The organism is Ensifer sp. ENS06 (assembly GCF_014852205.1).
In the GTDB taxonomy this organism is placed as follows: domain Bacteria; phylum Pseudomonadota; class Alphaproteobacteria; order Rhizobiales; family Rhizobiaceae; genus Ensifer; species Ensifer adhaerens.
Genome location: NZ_JACVBC010000007.1, coordinates 44,599 through 66,455, shown reverse-complemented (window position 1 = coordinate 66,455; position 21,857 = coordinate 44,599). Strand labels below are relative to the sequence as shown.

Here is a 21,857-nt window from a genome sequence, read left to right as displayed (position 1 = left end):
CATGGCAGATACCAAGGAAACCATCCTGGCCGTTCGCGGTCTCAAGGTGAACTTCTCGACGCCTGACGGCACGGTCGAAGCGGTCAAGGGCATCGATCTCGATGTGCGCACCGGCGAAACGCTCGCGGTCGTCGGCGAGTCCGGCTCCGGCAAGAGTCAGACGATGATGGGCATCATGGGTCTGCTTGCCAAGAACGGCACCGTGACCGGCTCGGCAACCTATCGCGGGCAGGAGCTCGTCGGACTGCCGGCTAAGGCCTTGAACCAGGTCCGCGGCGCGAAGGTCACCATGATCTTCCAGGAGCCAATGACCTCGCTCGATCCGCTCTATCCGGTCGGTCGCCAGATCGCCGAGCCGATCGTTCACCACCGCGGCGGCACGTTCAAGCAGGCGCGGGCGCGCGTGCTCGAACTGCTGGAGCTCGTCGGCATTCCGGAACCGGCGCGCCGCATCGACAGCTATCCGCACGAGCTATCGGGCGGCCAGCGCCAGCGCGTGATGATCGCGATGGCACTTGCGAACGACCCGGATCTGCTGATTGCGGACGAGCCGACGACGGCGCTCGACGTGACGATCCAGGCACAGATCCTCGATCTCCTGAAATCGCTGCAGAAGCGATTCGGCATGGCGATCGTGCTGATCACCCACGACCTCGGCATCGTCAAACACTTCGCCGACCGTGTCGCCGTGATGCGTCGCGGCGAAGTGGTTGAAAAGGGCACGACGACCGACATCTTCGAACGGCCGCAGGCCGACTATACGAAGATGCTGCTCGCCGCCGAACCGAGCGGCCGCAAGGCGTCTCCGCCCGACAGTGCGCCGATCATTCTTGAAGGTCGCGACGTCTGCGTCGACTACCAGATCGGTGGCGGTCTCTTCCGCGGCGGCAAGTCCGTCTTCCGTGCGGTCGACAGCGTCAATCTGCGCCTGAAGGAAGGGCAGACGATCGGTGTCGTCGGCGAGTCCGGTTCGGGCAAGTCGACGCTCGGCCGCGCGCTTCTTCGGCTCCTGCCGAGCAGCGGCCACTACCGCTTCGGCACGACGGATATCTCCGGCTTCGACCGCGGGCAGATGCGGCCGTTGCGGCGCACCCTGCAGCTCGTCTTCCAGGATCCCTACGGCTCGCTTTCGCCACGGCGCACCGTCGGCGAAATCATCACCGAAGGCCTGCACGTGCACGAGCCCGAGCTCACCCGCGCCGACCGCGACCGCCGGGCGTCGGAAGCGTTGAAGGAAGTGGGCCTCGATCCCGCCTCCCGCAACCGCTACCCGCACGAGTTCTCGGGCGGCCAGCGCCAGCGCATCGCCATTGCTCGTGCCATGATCCTGAAGCCCAAGGTCGTCATCCTCGATGAGCCGACGTCGGCGCTCGACCGTTCGGTCCAGGGGCAGGTGATCGAGCTGTTGCGCGACCTGCAGCGCTCACACGGGCTCTCCTACATCTTCATCAGCCACGACCTTTCGGTGGTGAAGGCGATGTCGGACTATGTGATCGTCATGAAGAACGGCAAGATTGTTGAGGAAGGCGAGACCGATGCGATCTTCGAGGCGCCGAAGCAGCCCTATACCAAGACGCTGATCGGCGCTGCCTTCAACGTTTGAGCAGGCACAGGCCTTCAAAATTTGGCGGGGACGCGAGCGATCGCGTCCCCGTTTCCGTTCTCGGGCTCGGAAACGTCAGGTCTCGTTCTCTGCGGAGAAATCGGAAGCGACGAGTTTCTTGTCGAGCCCGAACTTCTGCATCTTTTCGTAGAGCGTCTTGCGCGAGATGCCGAGGGTCTCGTAGACCGGCTTCAGCGCGCCGCCATGGGCGGCGATTGCGCTGGCGATGAGGCTTTTTTCATAGGCCGCCACCTTGTCGGCGAGGCGGTTGCCGTTTTCCGATCGCGCGCTGTCGTCGGGAGCCGCATCGAGCCCGAGCACCAGCCGCTCGGCGGCATTGCGCAACTCGCGCACATTGCCCGGCCAGTCGCGCTCGGCGATTTCGGCCAGCATCGATTGGGAGATCTCCACCTCATCCCGGCCGTAGCGAGCGGCCGACTCCCTGACCAGTTGCAGAAAGAGCAGCGGAATGTCGGCGCGCCGCTGGGCAAGCGAGGGGACGCGGAGCGTCGCGACGTTGAGGCGATAGAGGAGGTCCGCCCGGAAGCGCCCGGCGGCGACTTCCTTTTCGAGATCGACCTTGCTGGTGGCGATGAAACGGACGTCGAGCGGGACCTGCTCGTTCGATCCGAGCCGGGTGATGACGCGTTCCTGCAGCACCCGCAGAAACTTTGCCTGGAGGTCGAAGGGCATCGAGCCAATCTCGTCGAGCAGGATCGTACCGCCGCGACCATGTTCGAACTTGCCGTAGCGTGGACGGATGGCGCCGGGAAAGGCGCCGGGCTCGTGGCCGAAGAGCTCGCTTTCGATCAGGTTTTCGGGCAGTGCGGCGCAGTTGATAGCGATGAACGGGCTGTTGGCGCGGGTGCTCAGATCATGCAGCGTGCGGGCCAGCACCTCCTTGCCGACGCCGGTATCGCCGATGATCAAGGTATCGGCATCGGCCGCACCGAGCGCGCGGATGCGGTAGCGCAGGTCGACCATGACCTGGCTTCGACCGGGCAGCCGCTGTTCGATGTCGTCGCGCTTGCCGGCAACCGCCTTCAGCCGGCGGTTTTCAAGAACGAGCGCGCGCCAGTCCAGTGCCCGGCGGATCGTGCCGGCGAGCATCTGTGCTGCGAAGGGTTTCTCGACGAAGTCATAGGCGCCTTCGCGCATGGCCCGGACCGCGAGTTGCACATCGCCATGGCCGGTGACGAGGATGACCGGTACCTCCGCATCGATTTCGCGGATGCGCTGCAGGAGGGTCATGCCGTCCATGCCCGGCATGCGGATATCGCTGATCACCACGCCAGGAAAACTGTAGCTGATGAATTCGAGCGCGTGTTCGGCGGCCGAGAAGGCATCGACGCGGAAACCGGCCAACTCCAGCGCCTGGGCGCTCGAATGGCGCACATCCTCTTCGTCATCGACGAGCAGGATCCGGCTCTCGATCATTCGGCGGCCTCCCGGGCATTGCTGTTTTCGGCAGCGAGTTCGATGCGGAACTCGGCGCCGCCTTCCGCGAGGTTAGTGGCGACAAGGCTTCCGCCGAAATCCTTGATAATGTTATAGGAAATCGAAAGGCCAAGGCCCAGCCCCTTGCCGACGCCCTTTGTGGAAAAGAATGGGTCGAAGATACGTTCGGCAATCGCCGGCGCAATGCCGGGGCCGCGGTCGCTGACGGTCAGCACGACTTTGCCGTCTTCCTGCTTCGCATGCAGGCGGATGGTGCGGTCGTCAAGGCCCTCGACGGCATCGGCGGCATTGGAAATGATGTTGACGAGCACCTGCTGCAGGCGGACCGAGCCGGCCCGGACGACGAGCGGTTCGTTGCCGAGATCGATGTCGATGGTCGCCGCCGCCGCCTTCAGCCGAACCGACACGATCTCCATCGTGTCGCGCACCACTTCCTCGACCGGGACCCGCCCGAGTTTCTCGTTCGGTTTGCGGGCGAAATTGCGCAGGTGCTTGCTGATCGCCGCCATCCGGTCGACAAGCCCGGAGATGCGGCGGATATTGTCCGTCGCCTCGTCGGACCGACCCCGCTCGATCAGCAGTGCGGCGCTGTCAGCATAGGTCTTGGCGGCGGCGAGCGGCTGGTTGAATTCGTGCGAGAGGGCGGCGGACATCTGCCCGAGCCCTGCCAGTTTTCCGGCCTGGATCAGATCGGCCTGCGTCCGTCGCAGTTGCTTCTCCGTCAGCCGCCGTTCGGCGATCTCTTCCTCGATCTGGCCGTTGACGCGGGCAAGATCGGCGGTGCGTTCGTCTACGCGGCGTTCCAGCTCGGCCTGTGCTTCCGCCTGCATCGACAGGCGCTCGTTGAGCCGCGCGCGCCGCTGGAGAATGATGGCGACGCCGAGACCGGCAAGGCAGAGCAGAAGCAGAGCGGCGATAACAGTCGTCAGCGCCTGTGTTCGCACCGACGCGGTGTCGACCAGCACATTCACCGTCCAGTCGGCGTCGGGCATCCGCTGCGAAAGCATAAGGTATTCGCGGCTTGAGTTTTCGGCCGAGACGGTGAGGAAATGACGGTCGGACGAAACGCGCTCCGACACGGGAAGGGCATGTACGGTCGCATCGGCGTAGCGCCTGGAGGCCTCGGTTCGTGCAAGCCGGTCCGACGTCAGCGGCAGGATCGACGCGTAGCGCCATTCCGGATCGCCGGACATGAAGACGATGCCTTCCGGGTCGGAGACGAAGATCTTGTACTCGCCGCCCTGCCAGGACGCTTCGATGCGCTCGACATCGACCTTGAACACCATGACGCCGCGGATCTCGTTGCCGACCCGGATCGGGGATCCGAAAAAGTAGCCGCGTTTCAACGACGTGGTTCCGAGTGCATAGAACCGCGATTGCTCGCCGCGAAGCGCTTCCTGGAAGTAGGGCCGGTAGCTGAAATTCTGCCCAACGAAGCTCGTCGGCCCGTCATAGTTGCTGGCGGCGATGGTGTTGCCATCCGGCGTGATCACGTAGATGTCCGAGGACTGCAACAGGCCGTTGATGTCCTTGAGGTAGCTGTCGACGGCCTCCCGCAGTCGCCGGTCCCGTGGGCGGGTGACGAGCTCGCGGACATCGTCATGATCCGCGATCAGTGCCGGCAACGCCTGGTAGCGGTTGAGGTGGCCGTCGAGCGCGGTGACGGCGAGGCGCAGCGCCGTGGTCGCCTGAGCACCTGCCTCGCGCAAATAGCTGTCGGTCGTGACCGCATAGCCTTTCCATGCCAGCATGGCTGCAAGCAGCGGCAACAGCAGGAACGCAAGGACCAAGCGATGTTTCACAGATATGCGCGCCCCTCCTCGCGTCGTTGCAGCAAATGCCGCCCGCCGATCTTAAGCATCGGGGCGAGGGCTCACAAGTCGCCGCTGGAACTCGCTTCTGTTGACGAGTTTTAGGTGTCGTCAACGATCTGTTGACAATGCGTTTGGTTGCGGCCGTCTTTCGCCGAGGAGCGGATAGGCGCATCTAAGACCCAACGGAGCGCCCGGTGGCGCCGGAGAGAAAGGATCACGGCAATGCTCAATCAGATCAAGGGTCTGCATCACGTCACTTCGATGGCGGACGATGCACGCGAGAACAACCTGTTCTTCACCAAGTCGCTCGGCCTGCGCCGTGTCAAGAAGACGGTCAACTTCGACTCGCCGGATGTCTACCACCTCTATTACGGCGACGAAGCCGGCACGCCTGGTACCGTCATGACCTATTTCCCGTTCCCGCAGATGCCGCGTGGCCGCGCCGGTACTGGCGAAGTCGGAACCACCGTCTTCTCCGTGCCCGAAGGTTCGCTCGGTTTCTGGAAAGAGCGGCTGGCGACGCTCGGCGCCACCGGTCTCAAGGATGAAGAAACCTTCGGTGAAAACCGCCTGAACTTTGCCGGCCCTGATGGTGACGGCTTTGCGCTTGTCGAGGTCAGGGACGATGGGCGCACGCCCTGGACGGAAGGCGGCATTTCCGCTGATCATGCGATCCGCGGGTTCCATTCGGCAGCACTGCGCCTACGTGACGAAGGTGCGACGGCGGAACTTCTGAAGTTCATGGGCTACGAAGAACTTGACCGCAAGGATGGTGTAACTCGTCTAATCGTGCCCGGCGGCAACGATGCCCGCGTCATCGACCTCGAAACGATGCCGAATATCGGCCGCGCCTCGCAAGGGGCCGGCTCGGTGCACCACATCGCCTTCGCGGTCGATAACCGCGAAAAGCAACTCGAGGTGCGCAAGGCACTGATGGACACGGGCTATCAGGTGACGCCGGTCATCGACCGCGATTACTTCTGGGCGATCTATTTCCGCACGCCGGGCGGCGTCCTGTTCGAGATCGCGACAAACGAGCCTGGCTTCGACCGGGACGAGGACCTCGCCCATCTCGGCGAGGCGCTGAAGCTGCCGCAGCAGCACAAGCACCTGCGCCCGATCCTCGAAAATCACCTGCAGAAGATCGACTAAGACGCCAAGAAGGCTCGCCGCCGCGGCGAGCCTTCGCTACCCGATCTTGCACAGGTCGGTTCACAGTTTCGTCGAAACCGTGAAGCCAACGCTTTGAAATCAGGCAGGTTCGCACGAGGCTTCGACCCGTCGGAGGCCTGCCCCAGGAGACAAAAATGGTAGATCATGGCTATGTTCACAAGCTGAAGGCCGGAAAGCCCGGCCAGCCGATTTTCTTCGTGTTCCACGGGACCGGCGGTGACGAGAACCAGTTCTTCACTTTCGCATCCGAGTTGCTGCCCGACGCGACGATCGTTTCGCCACGAGGCGACGTTTCGGAATTTGGCGCCGCACGCTTCTTCAAGCGCACCGGCGAGGGTGTCTACGATATGGCCGACCTTGCTCGCGCCACCGAAAAGATGACGGGCTTCGTCAAGGCGCTGGCTACGGAGCATCAGGCTTCTCAGGTGATCGGCCTTGGTTATTCCAACGGCGCGAACATCCTTGCCAATGTGCTGATCGAAGGTGGTGTTTTCGACAAGGCGGTGCTGATGCATCCCTTGATCCCGTTCCGCCCGAAGGACAGTGCGGGGCTGAAGGGGCGTGGCGTCCTGATCACCGCCGGCGAGCGTGACCCCATCTGCCCGGCACCGCTGACCCAGGCGCTCGCGGACTTTTTCCAGGGGCAGGGCGCGGCAAGCGAGATCGAGTGGCATTCGGGCGGGCACGACATCCGCCAGAATGAAATCGCGGCGATCGCGCGCTTCCTGAAGGATTGATCACTCCAGCCGGCGACGGAAGAGCCAGGAGGCGGCCGAGAGGGTGACGATGGCGATCAGAAACAATGGGATCGTCTGTCGCGCCACCTCGACCGCCGGAATGTCCTTGAGGAACACGCCCTTCACGATCACGAGGAAGTAGCGCAGCGGATTGACATAGGTGATCGGCTGCAGCCAGGAGGGCATGTTCTCGATCGGCGTGGCGAAACCCGAAAGCAGCATCGCCGGCACCATGAACAGGAACGCGCCGAGGATCGCCTGCTGCTGCGTCATCGACAGGGCAGAAATGAACAGGCCGAGGCCGACGACGGAGGCGAGGTAGAACACCGCGCTGCCGTAGAGCAAAAGCAGCGAGCCGCGCAGCGGCACGCCGAAGATGAATACGGCCGCCAGGATGTAAATGGTGATGTGGAAGAGGCCGATCATCATCGGCGGGATCAGCTTGCCGATCAGGATCTCGTGGGTTCGAAGCGGCGAGACCATCAGTTGATCGAAAGTGCCGAGCTCCCGTTCGCGCGCGATCGATAGCGCCGTGACAATAAGACCGATCAACAATGCGATGCTGGCGACGAGGTTCGGAACCATGAACCACTGGTAGGTAAGGTTTGGATTGAACCAGTTGCGGGCAACGACGGTGACCGCCCCCGATGCCATGCGCTTGCCGGCGGGCGTCTCGGCGGCAAGCGTGCCGACGATACGGCCGAGATAACCGGAGACGATCTGCGACGCATTGGAGCGGCGGCCGTCGAGGATGACCTGCACCTCCGCCGGCCGGCCGGCCTCGATATCGCGCGAGAAGGTGGGGCCGATTTCGATCGCCGCAATGACCTGCTGGGTGTCGATCGCCAGGCGCACCTTCTGCTGACTGTCGGTGAAGCGGATGCTTCGGAAGGTTGGCGAGCCGTCGATCCCCTCGATCAGATCCTGGCTCCAGTGGCCGTTGTCGCGGTTCAGCACCAGCACGTCGACATTCGTGACCTCCAGCGTCGCAGCGTAGGAGAACACCAGAAGCTGCAGGATCGGCGGTACGATCAGCACGGTGCGCCCCTTGGGGTCGCGCAGCACCGCCAGCAACTCCTTGACGATCAGGGCCTTCAGTCTCGTCCACCACATGTCAGCCGATCCTCTTGCGGGTACTGCGGGCGGCGAGCGCGAAGAACACGCTGCCGATCAGGAGCATGGCGGCAATGGACTTGCCGAACATCGGCCAGATGTCGCCAGCCAGAAACACCGTCTGCAGGCTCGGGATCAGATAGCGCGCCGGCACGATAAAGGTGATACACTGGATGACCGTCGGCATCGAATTGATCTCGAAGAGAAATCCCGAAAGCAGAAAGGCCGGAAGAAACGCCGAAATCAGCGCGAGCTGCGAGGCGAGGAATTGGTTCTTGGTCGCCGCCGAAATCAACAGGCCCTGACCGAGCGCCGGCATCAGGAAAGTCGCTGACAGCGCGTAGAGCGCTGCGACCGAGCCGCGAAAAGGAACGCCGAAGAGGAAGACGGCAAGGAGGACGCAGAGCGTCATCGAGGTGAGCCCGAGAATAAAATAGGGCAGCAGCTTGCCGGCAAGGAGTTCGGCTGCCGAAACCGGCGTCGCCATCATCGCCTCCATCGTGCCGCGCTCCCATTCACGTGCAACGACGAGCGAGGTGAGCAGCGTCCCGACCAGCGTCATGACGATGGCGATCGAGCCCGGCACCAGGAAGTTCCGGCTGGTCAGCTCCGGGTTGAACCAGAAGCGCTGCTCGGCCGAGATCGCCGGCGGCCGGCCGGCGCTGTCGCTCAACCGCTGGCGCTCCCAATTGGCTACGGTCGCCTGCGCATAGTTCTGGACGAAGTTCGCGGTGTTGGGATCGGAGCCGTCGACGAGCACCTGCAAGGCGGGGTGCCGACCGGCCGAGTAGTCGGCCACGAAGCTCTTGGGGATTACAACGATGCCGCGGACCCGGCCAAGCACTAGGTCTTCCTCGAACTCGCGGCGGTCCCGACCGACCGCCACCGTGAAATAACGCGAGGCCTGAAATCCCGCAGCAAGATCGCGCGTCAGCGGGGCCTCTTCTTCGACGACGAGGCCGATGCGGGTCTGCGTCGTGTCGAGCGAAACACCATAGCCGAAGAGAAACAGGAGGATCATCGGCAGCACGAAGGCGATCAGGATGCTGCTCGGGTCGCGAACGATCTGATAGCTTTCCTTGCGCACCAACGCGGCAAAGCGTCTGGCTCTCGTGGCCCGGCCCTCGGTCGTTGCGGCGCGCGCGCTCATGCGGCCTCCTTCTCCTCCGAGCCTTGAACCAGAGCGATGAAGGCATCCTCCATCGTCGGGTCCGGAAGCTCGGGGCTAGCGACCTGCGCCTTCAATTCGTCCGGTGAGCCGAGCGCGATCGACCGGCCGCGATAAATCAGCGAAATGCGGTCGCAATATTCGGCTTCGTCCATGAAGTGGGTGGTGACGAGTACGGTGACGCCCTTTTCGACAAGGCCGTTGATGTGGGTCCAGAATTCGCGCCGGGTGATGGGGTCGACGCCGGAGGTCGGTTCGTCGAGAAACAGCGCTTCCGGTTCGTGCAATACGGCGCAGGCGAGTGCCAGACGCTGCTTGAGGCCGAGCGGCAGATCTTTCGCCGACATGTCGAGCAGGCGGGCGAAGCCGAAGATTTCCGTCATCAACTGGATGCGTTCGCGTTTGCGCGCGCCGGCAAGACCGTAGACGCCGGCAAAGAAGCTGAGGTTCTGGCCGACGCTCAAATCGCCGTAGAGCGAGAATTTTTGCGCCATGTAGCCCAGCCGGTTGCGTGCTTCCGCTGCGTCTCGCCGTAGATCGAAACCGGCGACGCGGCCTTCGCCGGCTGTGGGCTTCAACAGCCCGCACAGCATCTTGAAGGTCGTGGATTTGCCGGCGCCGTTCGGGCCTAAGAGCCCGAAGATCTGGCCGCGTGGTATGTCGAAGGCGATCGCATCCGCGGCGGTGAAATCGCCGAAGCGTTTCGTCAGTCCGCGCGCTTCGATGACCGGCCGTTCGTCGTCGGTCGGGAAGGGGGTCTGGGTTTCCGCGAGCTTGGAGCGGCCGCCGGGGCCGCCGCCGAGCATGTCGATGAACGCATCCTCGAAACGTGGCGTGGTGGTCGCCACGCCCGATGCGGACGAATGTCCGCCCGGGGATGGCGGTTTGGTCCCTGGCTTCATGACCAGGCGGATCGCTTCGCCCTGGATGACCCCGTCGACGACATCGTCGTCGTCGAGATAGCTTGCGAGCTTCTGGCGCCGCCCATGGGTAATGCCGGAAACCTTGAAGACGCGATCGGCAACCCTGGCGGTCAATTCGGCGGGACTGCCCGTGAACAGGAGCTTGCCTTCGTTCAAGAGCAGAACGCTGTCGCAGGCCTCCGCCTCGTCCAGATAGGCCGTAGACCAGACGACGCCGATGCCTTCCTTCGTCAGGTTTTCGACCATCTTCCAGAGATCTCGGCGCGAGATCGGGTCGACGCCGACGCCCGGTTCGTCGAGGAGAAGCAGCCTCGGCTTGCGCAGCAGGGCGCAGGCAAGGCCAAGCTTCTGCTTCATGCCGCCGGAGAGCTTGCCGGCAAGGCGGGTGGTGAAACGCTTGAGGTCGGTAAATTCGAGCAGTTCGTCGAAGGTCGCTGCGCGCTCGCCAAGCGGCAGGCCGCGCAGATCGGCGTAGAGATTGAGGTTTTCCTGAACGGAAAGGTCCTCATAGAGGCCGAAGCGTTGCGGCATGTAGCCGATGGCCGCCTGGATATCGGCAGCATTCGCCACCGTATCGAAACCGAGAACCTCGACCTTGCCTTCGTCCGGCACCATCAGCCCGGTCATCAGACGGATCAGCGTGGTCTTTCCGGCGCCATCCGGGCCGACGAGCCCGGTGATCCGCCCGCCCAAGATTTCGCCAGCGATATGGTCGAGCGCCGGCGGGGCATCGCCGAAGCGCTTGACCACATCCGCGATGCGAACGAACGGCACCTCGTCGCTCATTGCGCGGCTCCAGCCTTTTCCGGCAGATGCACGGTCACGGGCATGCCCTGCCGGAGATCGGGGCCCGGCTTGTCGACCACGATGCGCAGGCGGTAAACGAGATCGGTGCGCAGTTCCGGCGTTTCCACCGACTTGGGCGTGAATTCGGCGACCGGTGAAATGAACCCGACCTTCGCCTTGTAGCGGTGGTCCGGGGCGCTGTCGGACGTGACCTCGACGGCCATGCCGGGATGCACCCGGCCAAGGTCCGGTTCCGCCACATAGGCGCGCACCCAGACGGGTTCGTTCAGCGAGACGACGTAGACGGTGTCGGAAGGCGCGACGATGGCACCAGCCTCGCGCACCCGCGACAGGACCGTGCCGGCGCTCGGCGCGAACAGTTGGGTATCGGCAAGCGAGGTGCGGGCGCTTTCGAGCTTGGCTTCGGCGGCAAGCACCTGCGCCTGGGCGGCTTCAATATCCTCGATCCGGCTTCCCTCTTCGATGAGCGCCAAGGCCTCGCGGGCGGAGGTGGCGCGCGCTGCCGCTGCCGCCCTGTTGGCATTCGCCTCGTCGAGATTGGCCTGGGAGATGGTGCCGTTCGGGCGCAATTGCCGGGCGCGTTCATAAGCGAGATTGGCGTTTTCGAGATCGGCCAGACGTTCCTCATGGGTCGCGCGCGCCTGGGCGATCTCGGTCGGGCGTGCCCCCGCCCTCAGTTTTGCAAGGTTGGCCCTGAGCGCACCGAGATCGGCCTGCGCCGCGGCGACCGCCTGCTCGAACGGGACGGCGTCCAGCGTCGCCAGAACGTCCCCGGGCTTGACCACGTCTCCTTCGTCGACGCCAAGGCTTGCGATGCGGCCGCTGACGCGGAAGCCGAGTGAAACCTGCCGAATGTCGACATTGCCGTAGAGCACCGAGGTCTGCTCCGTGCCGATCCAGCCGAGCCGCTGCGGCACGTCGAACCACCAGGCACTGGCCGCGGCGCCGGCAAGCAATACAAGGGCTGCTGCTGGCTTGTTCATGATCGGTCCTCCCGCTTGCTTCCAATGGCCGCGACCAGCTCGGCAGCATGTCGGCGCAAGAGGTCGAGCTCGTCAGGACCGACCGCCTGCCATTTCATCTGCCGAAGCACGGCTGCGTGGGCCATGCGGAAGACCAGGATGCTGCCGACGAAGGACAGGGTTTTCAGCCGGACATGTTCCGATTGAGGAGGCTCGCCAAGGATGGTGGCAACCAGCCTGCCGGCCATGCCGATCATCGGGCCCATGACGTTGGAATAGACGCGCTCAAAGGCTTCCGTCGGCTCCATCTGTTCGCGGATGATGAAGCGCGCCCAGCTTTCGGACTGACGGCTCACGAAGAGGGCGACCATGTGCTGCGCCAGCTGGGTGAGCATGTCGCGGGCTTCCCGGGGTTCCAACGGCTGGCCTTGGCTGTCGAGGTGGGCAAGGCGAGCAAGAACCGCGTTTCGAAGGTCTGCGACGTGGTCGATGATGATCGAGGCAAGGTGCTCCGCAGCGGCGATATGGAGGCCTTCCTTGCCGCCGAAGTAATAGGGGATTGCCTGGAGGTTCACGCCTGCCGTTTCGGCGAGCATGCGAGTGGTTGCGCCGTCAAAGCCGTAGCGGCCAAAGACGTCGATGGAACTGGTCAGCAGTTTCTCGCGGGTGACATCTCCGCGGTCCTGCTTGGTCGGACGGGGCGAGGTTTCTTTTTTCATGGCATACTGAAATTACATCATTCCATTGATTAAGTCAATCGAATGAATTTACGCGACGGATGACGACATGCCTTGGTTCGATGAGGTCGTGTTGCAGAAAGCGAGTCGCGCAAAGGCGCACAGCGGTTTTGCTGTGGCGCTCTATTTTGCGGGCGAGGAACCTCCGGTGAACCTTTTTGGCCTAAGCGACGTCTCGCTCTTCGCCCCGTTCGAGGCGGCGCTGAAAGAGGGCGGCGATGAGATCCGATTGGGTGACGACGCCGAGCAGCCGGTTATCCGGATCGACCACGGGCATATGGTGCAGCCCCATGTCGGACATCGGCGGCACGAGTTTGGCGATCATGGTTTCCGGCAGGGCGGATTGCACCTTGCGGGTCATGATGTCGGATACGAGCCGTGGTGTTTTCGGCCCGAAGCCGATAACGTTTCCGAGCCGCTGGCGGATGCCGCCCTGCGGCGTGAGCATCGCGTGTTTCATGAAATCGGTTTGCGTGACGATACCGACGAGGCCGTCCTTTTCAGTCACGACCGGTAGCGCCTTGATGTGATGCTTGATCAGGGTCTGCCAGGCCTGGCGCAAGGTCGTCTCGGGCGTGGCCGTGGCGACGTCGCGCGACATGATCTCGGCGCAGGTGATTTCGCCGGAGCGGCGGTTGAAGGCGCGGATCTGCGCCTGGTGGATCAACGCGTCGAGCTCTTCGGGACTGACGTCGACCACTTCACCATATTGGGCGAGAACGGCCTGCAGGTCTTCGGGGACGATGCCGAGCCTGTGCGTCGGCGCGGGGTCGCTCGTTCCATGCAGCGTCGGCGCCTGCGCAAGATGCGGGTAGCGGCGACCGGTCAGGTTGTTGAACGCCAGCGCGATCAAGAGGATGACGACCGAATTGATGGCGACCGGAGACAGGACGAACCAGTAGCCCGCCTCGTGGATCGCCGGGCCACCGAGCACGGCGGTCAGCGCAACCGCCCCGCTCGGCGGATGAAGGCAGCCGAGCAGCAGCATGATCGCGATGGCGAGCCCGACGGCGACTGCGGCTGCGACGACCGGATCCGGGATCAGCAACGCCGCGGTCACGCCGATCAGCGAAGAGATGGTGTTGCCGCCGACGATCGACCAGGGCTGGGCGAGCGGGCTCGCCGGGGCGGCAAAGAGAAGGACGGCCGAGGCGCCCATTGGCGCGATCAGCAGCGGCAGGCTGGCGCCCGCCCCGAGGGCATAGCTGCTGATCAAGCCGGTAAGCAGGATGCCAAGAAGAGCGCCCAAAGACGCACGCAGGCGTTCCAGATGGCTGATCGGAACGAGCGATGGGATGAAACGCTTGATGTACGCGCGGGCCTTCGACATGGAGCCTCTCGGGAGGTGAGGTACGGACTTGGGCACGCCATTAGCACATGGCGCAGCATTGGGCATGAAATCCGCATCCAAAAACCGGCGTTGGATTGAAATATATGCATCGCGCCTAAAAAATGTGCGATGCACACGCGGGCGCGTGCTGTCCCTGTCGTCGGGCTCGTCAGCCCGACAGGGCGGCGGAAAAATCGATCGAGAACCGGGTGCCACGGCCAGGCGTCGTATCGACCGCGACGGTTGCCTGGTGCAATTCGCTGATACGCCGCACGATCTTCAGGCCGAGGCCGAGCTGCCCGGAGCTTTTTACATAGCCGAGGTCTTCGTTGTGCTCCGGAAGGTCTATCAGCCCCTTGCCGTCATCCTCGACAGAGACGACCGGGCCGGGGCCACAGGTCAGGACGATCCGGGTTCCCGGCGGGTTGTGCTTGACGGCGTTCTCGATGAGGTTGCGCAGCATGTTTTGGACGAGCGCCGGAATGGCGGTTATCTGTGGCGTGCCTTCGTCTACGAATTCGAGGGACTTGTCGTGGTCGAAGACGAAAGGTGCAATCGCCTCCGCAACGGCGGCGCCGATCTGAGACAGGCTGGTGCGCTGGTAGGCGGAGGGATCGACGGCATCGGCGCGCGCGAGCGAGGTCAACTGCTCCAGAATATGGGTGAGTGCGTCCAGGTCGCGCTCCGCATTGCGCGCCCGCGGGTCGTCGATGCGGCTCAGTTCCATCTTGGCGATCGACACCGGTGTGCGGATTTCATGGGCGATCGACGACGAGAACAGCTTTTGCGACTGGATGAGATCGGCAACCCGGGTCAGCATCCGATTGACTGCGGTGACGAGACGGGCGATTTCCTGCGGCATCCGCGTCAACGGCAGGCGCGCATTGCTGTCGCGCGGGTCGAGGGCGTCGGCGGCCTGCGCGGCCATGGCGACCGGCCGCAAGGCGCTGCGCACCGACCAGATCGTCGCGCCGATCACGAGACAGAACATTAGCGTCATCGGCACGATCATCGAATCGAACATCTCGTGCAGCAAGGCGCCGTACATGAAGCCGTTCGGATCGTTGAGGATCGCGAGTTCGACCAGGACGACCAGGCCGCCCCGTTCGAAAGTCTGGCCGCCGGCAACGCTGAAAGGTTTGCCCGGCGCGATCAGGCGTTTCCAGAATTGCGGCGCGTCGACGTTGAGCGGCAGGAAGTGCTGGGCACATTCGGCCGTGCAGTTCGAATGGATCATCTCGCCGGACGCAGTGCGGATACGCAGGAAAATCGCGCCGTTGTCGTCGGACCGGTCGAGATAGCGTTCGCGCACGTCGCGATTGGGCTCGTAACGCGCCACGCCGTCACGCACCTGGACATACTCGATCAGGTTTTGGGTTTCCTGCTGCAGCATGAGCACGCTCAGCTTGTCGTCGTCGAACCAGTAGTCGGCGAAGACGACGCCGATCTGGATCGCCATGGCCAACAGCGAGAAGGCGATGATGCGGCGGGCTACGATACCGATCAGGGAAGGGTTTCGGCTCCTCATGGAGCTTGCCTGAGGAGGTAGCCGATGCCGCGCACCGTCTCGATCTGAACGCCGCTATCGAGCGGCTGCAGGCGTTTGCGCACCCTTGAAACAGCCAGTTCCAGGGCATTGGGAGTGACTTCCTGGCCATATTCCGAAAGGGCCGTTTCGAGCTTCCGCTTCGGCACGACGCGACCGACCTCGCGCATCAGGATCTCGATCAACGACCGCTCGCGCGGCGGCAAAGGCACCACCGTGCCGTCGCAGGTGAGGTCGGCGGTTGCCGGGTCGTAGCGCAATGTCCCAGCTTCCAGTACCGGCTGTACGGCCTGGGGATTGCGCCGCAGCATCGCGCGACAGCGCGACAGCAGCTCGCGATGGTGGAACGGTTTTACGAGATAGTCGTCGGCCCCGGCGTCGAGCCCGGCGATGCGCTCGTCGACAGAGCCCTTGGCCGTGATGATCAGCACCGGCAGCCCGGGATACTCCAGGCGGACGCGGCGAAGCAGCGACAGGCCGTCGCCATCGGGCAGCCCGAGGTCAAGCAGCACCAGGTCATGCTCGCGCGCCGCGATCGCCGTTTCGGCATCGGCCACGCTTGAAACCGCATCGAGGCGCCAGCCCGCATCCCGCATGGTTTCACCGACCAGTTCAACCAGTCGCGGACTGTCTTCGACCAGGAGCAGGCGCATTGATTCGTCTCGATATTACAGGGCCACCGCCGACCATATGGGCTTTCGCCGGGACTGCCAACTGCCTGCGCGACACCTACCAGCGCGCGTATCGGCGCAACAATGAGCAATCTTGACGGGGTTTGGACAGCTTGTCCGTCGTATCTCAACGGCTGAGGGGGAGGCTGCAACCTAGCAGGTGGCCGCCACGCGGCCTCCATCTCGATTGAATGCCCGTGCCTGCAACGCCCTTCCCAGGCGCTCTTGCAGTCACCGCAGGAGACTACAGTTTTGAGATTTTCAGGTATTCGCCGCCCCGAAATCGGCAGTATTGCGCTCAGCGCTCTTGTCAGTGCCTATCTGCTCCTTGCCACCAACAAATCCTTCTGGACACACACGGTCGCCTATTTCGACGATTCCCTCACGGCGCGTCTGTCTTTCAGCGCGGCTCTGTGTCTGCTGACCTTCGCAGGCCTGACGCTGGCCTCCGTCAAATATGTGATGAAGCCGGTGATGATCTTCCTGATCATGGTATCGGCCGCCGCCTCCTACTTCATCGATACTTTCGGCGTCATCATCGACAAGGACATGATCGGCAACGCGGCGGTGACGACGCAGGCCGAAGCCAGCCACCTCCTGACCGGCAGTCTGGCGACGCATCTGCTGCTTTACGGGGTACTTCCGTCGATGCTGGTGATCTGGTTCAAGCTCCGCTACCGGCCCTTCCTGTCGAATGCTGCGGTCAACCTGGCGGTGATCATTCCCTGCCTCCTCGTCAGCGGGGGTCTGGTCTACGCGAACTTTGCAAACGTCGCCTACGTGATCCGCGAACACAAGGACCTGATGAAGCGGTTCAACCCGACGGGGCCGGTTTCGGCTGCCGTGCGATATGCATCCTCGACCTATAAGCAGCGCAACATCGTCGTGCAGCCACTCGCAACCGATGCCCGACAGGGTGCGCGGATTGAAGCTGCCGGCAAGCCCGTGGTTGTCGTCGTCGTTGCCGGCGAAACCGCGCGCGCGATGAACTTCTCGCTGAACGGCTATGGGCGCGAGACCAATCCGGAACTCAAGGCTCTGGGCGTCGTCAACTACACCGACACCACGAGCTGCGGCACGGCGACGGCAACGTCGCTCCCCTGCATGTTCTCCGTCTACCCGCGTGATGAGTACAGCGACTGGAAGGCTCGCTCGACGGAAAACCTCATGAACGTGCTGACGCGCGCCGGAGTTTCGACCACCTGGTGGGACAACAACACCGGAAGCAAGGGCATTGCCGACCTCATCAACTTCGCCAGCATGACCGACCAGAAGAACAGCCCGCTCTGCAAAAACGGGGAATGCCTGGACGAGATCTTCCTCGGCGAGCTCGACAAGAAGCTCTCGGCGACCAAGAAGAACAGCGTGATCGTACTCCACCAACTCGGCAGCCACGGACCGTCCTATTACCTGCGCTATCCCGAGAAGTTCCGGCGTTTCACGCCCGATTGCCGCACGCCCGAACTGATGAAGTGTTCGGTTGAAGAAATCACGAACGCCTATGACAACACGATCCTCTACACCGACTACGTGGTGGCGAGTGTCGCCCGGTTGCTGGAAAAGCATCAGGACCAGATCGCGGGCGCGATGATCTATATGTCCGATCACGGCGAGTCGCTCGGCGAGAACGGCATCTATCTGCACGGCGCGCCCTATGCCATCGCCCCGCGCGAACAGACGCAGGTGCCGTTTATTGCGTGGTTCTCGAAGCCCTACCAGGCGGCAATGGGTGTCGATACGGCGTGCCTCGCCAAGGATACGGCGCAGCCGAAATCCCACGACAACCTGTTTCATACCGTGCTCGGCATGATGAATGTCGAGACCAAGGTCTACAAGCCGGGCCTTGATGCCTTTGCGAGCTGCACGAAGAAGCCGGGCGGCGGGGCGGCGTTCCAGGCCGCGGATACGACCAACGACTTGCCGGCAAGCCCCGTGCGTTCCTCAGGGTTTCCAGGCGCCCTTTAACGGCCCGTAAATTTGCCCACGGTCGGAACAAAACCCGGCCTCGACGCTTCCTTGAAAACACACCCCGATTTCGTTCCGGCCACGGCCGAGGCGGCCAACGCGGCCTCGGCCCTTCGGGACAGCCCAAGGAAGGAGAGGTCCGATGCGCATCGTCGGCCTGCAGGTCACTGCCGAAAGAGCCGGTCGCTCAGGGTTCACCGTCGAATTCATAGGCGACGGCGATGAGGTGGTGACAGTGATGTGTCCCCAGGACAAGGCCGGATCCCTTAACCGGCTGAACGCGATCGCGAAGGCAAAGGAAATTCTGCATGCGGCCATTGCGGCCGACGAAACGGTCGCGGCCGCCGGCGACCAGGCAGGGGTGCGTCGCGGCACCCTGCCGAACGCGCGCCGGGCGCATGATCGCGATGCGATGGAAGAGCAACTCGACGAAGGACTCGAGGATACTTTTCCGGCAAGCGACCCGGTGTCGATCGCCAGCTCGACCATCGCCAAGGGTCATTCCCGACGCTGACATCAGGACGGCACAATAGTGGCTCCCAAGTGCGGGCATCTCGCCCGTGGCTCCTTACACGGCGGCCCTCATTCTTAATTGTCGCACGGGTCCGCGTCGCGGCCGCCGCATCTTGCATCCTTTCCGCAAAAGGCATGTTATAGCGCCTTGATCTGGCGATATTTTCGGCCTCGAACCGGCCGGCGCCCGCTATCGGAATTTGGAGAGTGAATGCATGGCCGTCCGGCATCTGACGTTCGCCGTCGGCGATATTCACGGCTGCCTCGACCAGCTGCGCGCGCTGCTGGATGAAATCGAAGACTATGCGCCAACGGGGCGGGTGATCTTTCTCGGCGACCTGATCGACCGGGGGCCGGACAGCCGCGCCGTCATTGAACTGATCATGGCTGGTCCGACGAAGCCCGGCTGGACCTGGCTGACCCTCAAGGGCAACCACGAGGAAATGCTTTGGGGTGCCAGCAGTGGTGAAAGCGATGTCGACTGGTGGCTGGTCAACGGTGGCCGCGAGACGCTGATCTCCTATGACGGCACGGTTCCCGGGCGGCACCTGAAATGGATCAAGGAGCTGCCGACGATCCTGGTCGAGCGCTTTCGCATTTTCGTTCATGCGGGCGTCGACGACACGCGGCCGCTGGAACAACAGGACGACGGGGTTTTCCTCTGGATCCGGCCGCCCGACGACTATTCCGGCGAGTACTGGGGCCGGCACCTTTGTCATGGCCACACGCCGAGCACGGCCAATCCGCGCACGGTCGGAAACCGCACCAATGTCGATTCCGGCGCGGTGTTCAGCGGCATCCTCTCCTGCGCCATCTTCGACGACGATCAGGCGGGCGGGCCGATCGACTTCCTGACGGCGAGCAAGGCTGCCTGGCGCGTCGAGTGAGCGTTGGCATCGGTGGCGTAAATGGCATTGTGCGGGCGGCTCTCCGGTAGTAGGTGTGGCTTCTCCGCTGGGCGAAGCCTTTGCCGCCCGTCTCATCATCTCAGGGGATTGCCTTGGACGCCGCGCCTTCATCCGTTTTCACGAAGAATTTTGCTGCCCTCCTGTTCGATATGGATGGCACGTTGCTGAACTCCATGGCCGTGGTCGAGCGTGTCTGGGGCGCATGGGCGGAGCGCAATGGTCTCGACCCAGTCGAGTTTACCAAAACCGTACATGGCGTGCGCGCCGTCGATACGATCCGCAATCTCGAGCTGCCGGACATCGATCCGGAGAAGGAAGCCTACGACCTGGCGCTGGCCGAGATCGCCGACGTTGAAGGTATTGTCGAGATCCCCGGTGCGGTTGATTTCCTGAATTCTCTGCCGCCGGAAAGGTGGGCGATCGTGACGTCCGCGCCGCTGGATCTCGCCGTGCGCCGTCTCGCGGCCGCCGGCATTCCGATGCCCCAACTGATGATCACCGGTGAGGATGTTTCCATCGGCAAGCCCGATCCACAGGGCTACCGGATGGCGGCCGAGCGGCTGGGCGTGCGTGCGGAGGATTGCCTGGTGTTCGAGGACGCGCCGGCCGGAATTCTGGCCGGGCTCGCAGCCGGGGCCGATGTCGTCGTCGTCACCGGTGCGCATGCGGCCGCCGAGGGAACGCCGCACATGACGCTTGCCCGCTACCACGACATCGCGGTGGAGCGCGCAACAGACGGCACGGTATCACTGCGCCGTACCGCTTGAAAACCCGTCGATGAGAACGGGAGGCCGCGTGCGGACCTCCCGTCATTCGCGTCGCTGGTTTAGGCGTTGAGCCAGCATTTCGTCAGCGCGTGCCCGCCCATCAGTTCGCCGTTCGGATCGTCGATCCAACCGCCGACCTTGTCGTTGGTCGCGTCGATATAGTTGTTGAACATCGGTACGATGACGCCGCCTTCGTCGCGCAGCATCATCGCCGCCTGATGATAGAGTGCCTTGCGCTTGGCGTTGTCGAGTTCACCACGCGCCGCAAATATCAGCTTGTCGAAGTCCTCCCGGAGGAAGCGGGTATCGTTCCACTCGGCCTTGGAGAGATAGGCGATCGAATAGACCTGGTCCTGCGTCGGCCGGCCGGTCCAATAGGACATGCTGAAGGGCTGCTTGTTCCAGACGTCCGACCAGTAGCCGTCGCCCGGTTCGCGCTTCAGGTCGATGGTGATCCCGCATTTGGCGGCGCTCATCTGGAAGAGTTGTGCCGCATCGACAGCGCCGGGAAAGGCGACATCGGAGGTCCGAAGCAGAACCGAGCCGCTGTGCCCGGATTTCTTGTAGTGGAACTTCGCCTTGTCCGGATCGAAGACGCGCTGCTCGATATCGTTGTCGAACAGCGGATAGCCCTTGATCATCGGCGTGTCGTTGCCGACGGTGCCATAGCCGGCGAGCACCTTTGCCACCATCTCCTCGCGGTCGACGGCATATTTCAGCGCCAGGCGCAGGTCGTTGTTGTCGAAGGGCGCCGTGTTGCAATGGGCGATGAAGACATAGTGACCCTTGCCCGGCACATTCCGTATGACGACGCCGGGAAGGCGACTGATCAGGGCGACCACCTTGGGCTCGATGCGGTTGATCATGTGGATCTGGCCGCTCTGGAGGGCCGCGGTTCGAGCGGTCGAGTCATTGATGACAGCGATTTCGATCTGATCGGCATGGCCGCGCTCGGCCGAGCCCCAATAACCTTCGTGCCGCTCTGCGATATGTTTGACGCCCGGCTCGTTGGACACGACCTTGTAGGGGCCGGTGCCGATGCCCGCCGTCGGGTCGTCCTTGCCGCCGTTCGGCTGGATCATCAGGTGGTAATCGCTGACGATATAGGGCAGGTCGGCATTGGGCGCGCGCAGCGTGATGACCACGCTGTCGCCATCGACTTTGATCGTCTCGAAGTCCTGAACGAAGGGCAGGGCCGCAGACTTGGAGTCCGCGTCGCCATGACGCTCGAACGTCGCCACCACGTCGGCCGGGGTCAGCTCCTTGCCGTTGTGGAAGGTCACGTCCTTGCGGATCTTGAAGCGCCAGGTCTTGGCGTCCGGCGTCGCCTCGTAGGCTTCCGCAAGCCGGTACTCGATCTCGCCCGTCGGCGAGACTTCGACGAGCTGTTCGCCCCAGCAGCGCCCGAGCGTGTAGGGGACCTGACTTGCCCAGGTTGCCGGGTCCAGGCTGTTCGTCGATTCCCCGCCGACGAGGCCCGCCTTGAGTGTTCCGCCCTTGACCGGCCCTGCGGCGCGGGCCGCTTGGCCAAGCAGCAGGTTCGCCGAGGCGGCGGTTATCCCGAGTGCCGCGGCCCGTCCGAGAAACTCCCGTCGCGACAGCCGGCCCGCGGCAACCTGCTTGCTCATGAATTCCAGTTCAATTGGCATGTCTTACTCCCTC

General features: G+C 63.4%; 18 protein-coding genes. 7 read left to right on the top strand and 11 right to left on the bottom strand.

Annotated elements, in window-relative coordinates:
- Nucleotide 1: 1 nt before the first annotated feature.
- Nucleotides 2-1,603 (top strand): ABC transporter ATP-binding protein, encoded by a 1,602-nt coding sequence (locus IB279_RS22980; protein ID WP_060518193.1) that lies wholly within the window; start codon nucleotides 2-4, stop codon nucleotides 1,601-1,603.
- Nucleotides 1,604-1,678: 75 nt separating this feature from the next.
- On the opposite strand, the gene IB279_RS22975 is transcribed toward IB279_RS22980, so the two are convergent.
- The gene (locus IB279_RS22975) at nucleotides 1,679-3,040 is read right to left on the bottom strand and encodes a sigma-54 dependent transcriptional regulator (protein ID WP_192339842.1); all 1,362 of its coding nucleotides are present in this window, start codon (nucleotides 3,038-3,040) and stop codon (nucleotides 1,679-1,681) included.
- Nucleotides 3,037-4,863 (bottom strand): sensor histidine kinase, encoded by a 1,827-nt coding sequence (locus tag IB279_RS22970; RefSeq protein WP_113188774.1) that lies wholly within the window; start codon nucleotides 4,861-4,863, stop codon nucleotides 3,037-3,039. The genes IB279_RS22975 and IB279_RS22970 overlap by 4 nt, the downstream gene beginning before the upstream one ends.
- Nucleotides 4,864-5,097: 234 nt before the next feature.
- Between IB279_RS22970 and IB279_RS22965 the strand changes: the two genes are divergently transcribed.
- Complete coding sequence (locus IB279_RS22965) at nucleotides 5,098-6,027, top strand: VOC family protein (protein WP_060586235.1); 930 nt, start codon at nucleotides 5,098-5,100, stop codon at nucleotides 6,025-6,027.
- 155 nt (nucleotides 6,028-6,182) lie between these two features.
- Nucleotides 6,183-6,785, top strand: coding sequence for an alpha/beta hydrolase (locus tag IB279_RS22960; protein ID WP_060586237.1), 603 nt, complete (start codon nucleotides 6,183-6,185; stop codon nucleotides 6,783-6,785).
- Here IB279_RS22960 and IB279_RS22955 read toward each other — a convergent pair whose 3' ends face one another.
- From IB279_RS22955 to IB279_RS22920, 8 genes are all read right to left on the bottom strand, one after another.
- The gene (locus IB279_RS22955) at nucleotides 6,786-7,898 is read right to left on the bottom strand and encodes an ABC transporter permease (protein WP_089043786.1); all 1,113 of its coding nucleotides are present in this window, start codon (nucleotides 7,896-7,898) and stop codon (nucleotides 6,786-6,788) included.
- Nucleotide 7,899: 1 nt separating this feature from the next.
- Nucleotides 7,900-9,048, bottom strand: coding sequence for an ABC transporter permease (locus tag IB279_RS22950; protein WP_060518183.1), 1,149 nt, complete (start codon nucleotides 9,046-9,048; stop codon nucleotides 7,900-7,902).
- Nucleotides 9,045-10,775: an ATP-binding cassette domain-containing protein gene (locus IB279_RS22945; RefSeq protein ID WP_089043787.1), complete on the bottom strand. Its 1,731-nt coding sequence runs from the start codon at nucleotides 10,773-10,775 to the stop codon at nucleotides 9,045-9,047. The genes IB279_RS22950 and IB279_RS22945 overlap by 4 nt, the downstream gene beginning before the upstream one ends.
- Nucleotides 10,772-11,779 carry a secretion protein HlyD gene (hlyD, locus tag IB279_RS22940; RefSeq protein WP_089043788.1) on the bottom strand — a complete coding sequence of 336 codons (1,008 nt, stop codon included), beginning with the start codon at nucleotides 11,777-11,779 and terminating at the stop codon, nucleotides 10,772-10,774. Before hlyD ends, IB279_RS22945 begins: the two co-directional genes overlap by 4 nt.
- On the bottom strand, nucleotides 11,776-12,477 hold the full coding sequence (locus IB279_RS22935; protein ID WP_089043789.1) for a CerR family C-terminal domain-containing protein: 702 nt from the start codon (nucleotides 12,475-12,477) through the stop codon (nucleotides 11,776-11,778). Before IB279_RS22935 ends, hlyD begins: the two co-directional genes overlap by 4 nt.
- A 181-nt stretch (nucleotides 12,478-12,658) precedes the next feature.
- Complete coding sequence (locus tag IB279_RS22930; protein ID WP_192339839.1) at nucleotides 12,659-13,825, bottom strand: HPP family protein; 1,167 nt, start codon at nucleotides 13,823-13,825, stop codon at nucleotides 12,659-12,661.
- A 169-nt stretch (nucleotides 13,826-13,994) separates the two neighbouring features.
- Nucleotides 13,995-15,353: a HAMP domain-containing sensor histidine kinase gene (locus IB279_RS22925; RefSeq protein ID WP_192339837.1), complete on the bottom strand. Its 1,359-nt coding sequence runs from the start codon at nucleotides 15,351-15,353 to the stop codon at nucleotides 13,995-13,997.
- Nucleotides 15,350-16,024: a response regulator transcription factor gene (locus tag IB279_RS22920; RefSeq protein WP_034799630.1), complete on the bottom strand. Its 675-nt coding sequence runs from the start codon at nucleotides 16,022-16,024 to the stop codon at nucleotides 15,350-15,352. Before IB279_RS22920 ends, IB279_RS22925 begins: the two co-directional genes overlap by 4 nt.
- Nucleotides 16,025-16,294: 270 nt before the next feature.
- Between IB279_RS22920 and IB279_RS22915 the strand changes: the two genes are divergently transcribed.
- The 4 genes from IB279_RS22915 to IB279_RS22900 all read left to right on the top strand — a co-directional run bounded on the left by IB279_RS22915 (nucleotide 16,295) and on the right by IB279_RS22900 (nucleotide 20,195).
- Nucleotides 16,295-18,007 (top strand): phosphoethanolamine transferase, encoded by a 1,713-nt coding sequence (locus tag IB279_RS22915; protein WP_192339835.1) that lies wholly within the window; start codon nucleotides 16,295-16,297, stop codon nucleotides 18,005-18,007.
- A gap of 142 nt (nucleotides 18,008-18,149) precedes the next feature.
- The gene (locus IB279_RS22910; RefSeq protein WP_034799632.1) at nucleotides 18,150-18,521 is read left to right on the top strand and encodes a hypothetical protein; all 372 of its coding nucleotides are present in this window, start codon (nucleotides 18,150-18,152) and stop codon (nucleotides 18,519-18,521) included.
- Between the two features lie 214 nt (nucleotides 18,522-18,735).
- Nucleotides 18,736-19,407: a metallophosphoesterase family protein gene (locus tag IB279_RS22905; RefSeq protein ID WP_034799633.1), complete on the top strand. Its 672-nt coding sequence runs from the start codon at nucleotides 18,736-18,738 to the stop codon at nucleotides 19,405-19,407.
- Nucleotides 19,408-19,520: 113 nt separating this feature from the next.
- The gene (locus IB279_RS22900) at nucleotides 19,521-20,195 is read left to right on the top strand and encodes an HAD family hydrolase (RefSeq protein ID WP_034799634.1); all 675 of its coding nucleotides are present in this window, start codon (nucleotides 19,521-19,523) and stop codon (nucleotides 20,193-20,195) included.
- Between the two features lie 59 nt (nucleotides 20,196-20,254).
- Here the strand turns inward: IB279_RS22900 and IB279_RS22895 are convergent, their stop codons facing one another.
- Nucleotides 20,255-21,844 (bottom strand): ABC transporter substrate-binding protein, encoded by a 1,590-nt coding sequence (locus tag IB279_RS22895; protein ID WP_060518168.1) that lies wholly within the window; start codon nucleotides 21,842-21,844, stop codon nucleotides 20,255-20,257.
- Between the last annotated feature and the right edge of the window lie 13 nt (nucleotides 21,845-21,857).

Bases quoted from the DNA above. Each gene is read 5' to 3' on its own strand.
- IB279_RS22975 (WP_192339842.1), bottom strand. From the start codon at position 3,040: ATGATCGAGAGCCGGATCCTGCTCGTCGATGACGAAGAGGATGTGCGC.
- IB279_RS22895 (WP_060518168.1), bottom strand. From the start codon at position 21,844: ATGCCAATTGAACTGGAATTCATGAGCAAGCAGGTTGCCGCGGGCCGG.
- IB279_RS22960 (WP_060586237.1), top strand. From the start codon at position 6,183: ATGGTAGATCATGGCTATGTTCACAAGCTGAAGGCCGGAAAGCCCGGC.
- IB279_RS22935 (WP_089043789.1), bottom strand. From the start codon at position 12,477: ATGAAAAAAGAAACCTCGCCCCGTCCGACCAAGCAGGACCGCGGAGAT.
- IB279_RS22945 (WP_089043787.1), bottom strand. From the start codon at position 10,775: ATGAGCGACGAGGTGCCGTTCGTTCGCATCGCGGATGTGGTCAAGCGC.
- IB279_RS22910 (WP_034799632.1), top strand. From the start codon at position 18,150: ATGCGCATCGTCGGCCTGCAGGTCACTGCCGAAAGAGCCGGTCGCTCA.
- IB279_RS22980 (WP_060518193.1), top strand. From the start codon at position 2: ATGGCAGATACCAAGGAAACCATCCTGGCCGTTCGCGGTCTCAAGGTG.
- IB279_RS22925 (WP_192339837.1), bottom strand. From the start codon at position 15,353: ATGAGGAGCCGAAACCCTTCCCTGATCGGTATCGTAGCCCGCCGCATC.
- hlyD (WP_089043788.1), bottom strand. From the start codon at position 11,779: ATGAACAAGCCAGCAGCAGCCCTTGTATTGCTTGCCGGCGCCGCGGCC.
- IB279_RS22950 (WP_060518183.1), bottom strand. From the start codon at position 9,048: ATGAGCGCGCGCGCCGCAACGACCGAGGGCCGGGCCACGAGAGCCAGA.
- IB279_RS22920 (WP_034799630.1), bottom strand. From the start codon at position 16,024: ATGCGCCTGCTCCTGGTCGAAGACAGTCCGCGACTGGTTGAACTGGTC.
- IB279_RS22955 (WP_089043786.1), bottom strand. From the start codon at position 7,898: ATGTGGTGGACGAGACTGAAGGCCCTGATCGTCAAGGAGTTGCTGGCG.
- IB279_RS22930 (WP_192339839.1), bottom strand. From the start codon at position 13,825: ATGTCGAAGGCCCGCGCGTACATCAAGCGTTTCATCCCATCGCTCGTT.
- IB279_RS22965 (WP_060586235.1), top strand. From the start codon at position 5,098: ATGCTCAATCAGATCAAGGGTCTGCATCACGTCACTTCGATGGCGGAC.
- IB279_RS22905 (WP_034799633.1), top strand. From the start codon at position 18,736: ATGGCCGTCCGGCATCTGACGTTCGCCGTCGGCGATATTCACGGCTGC.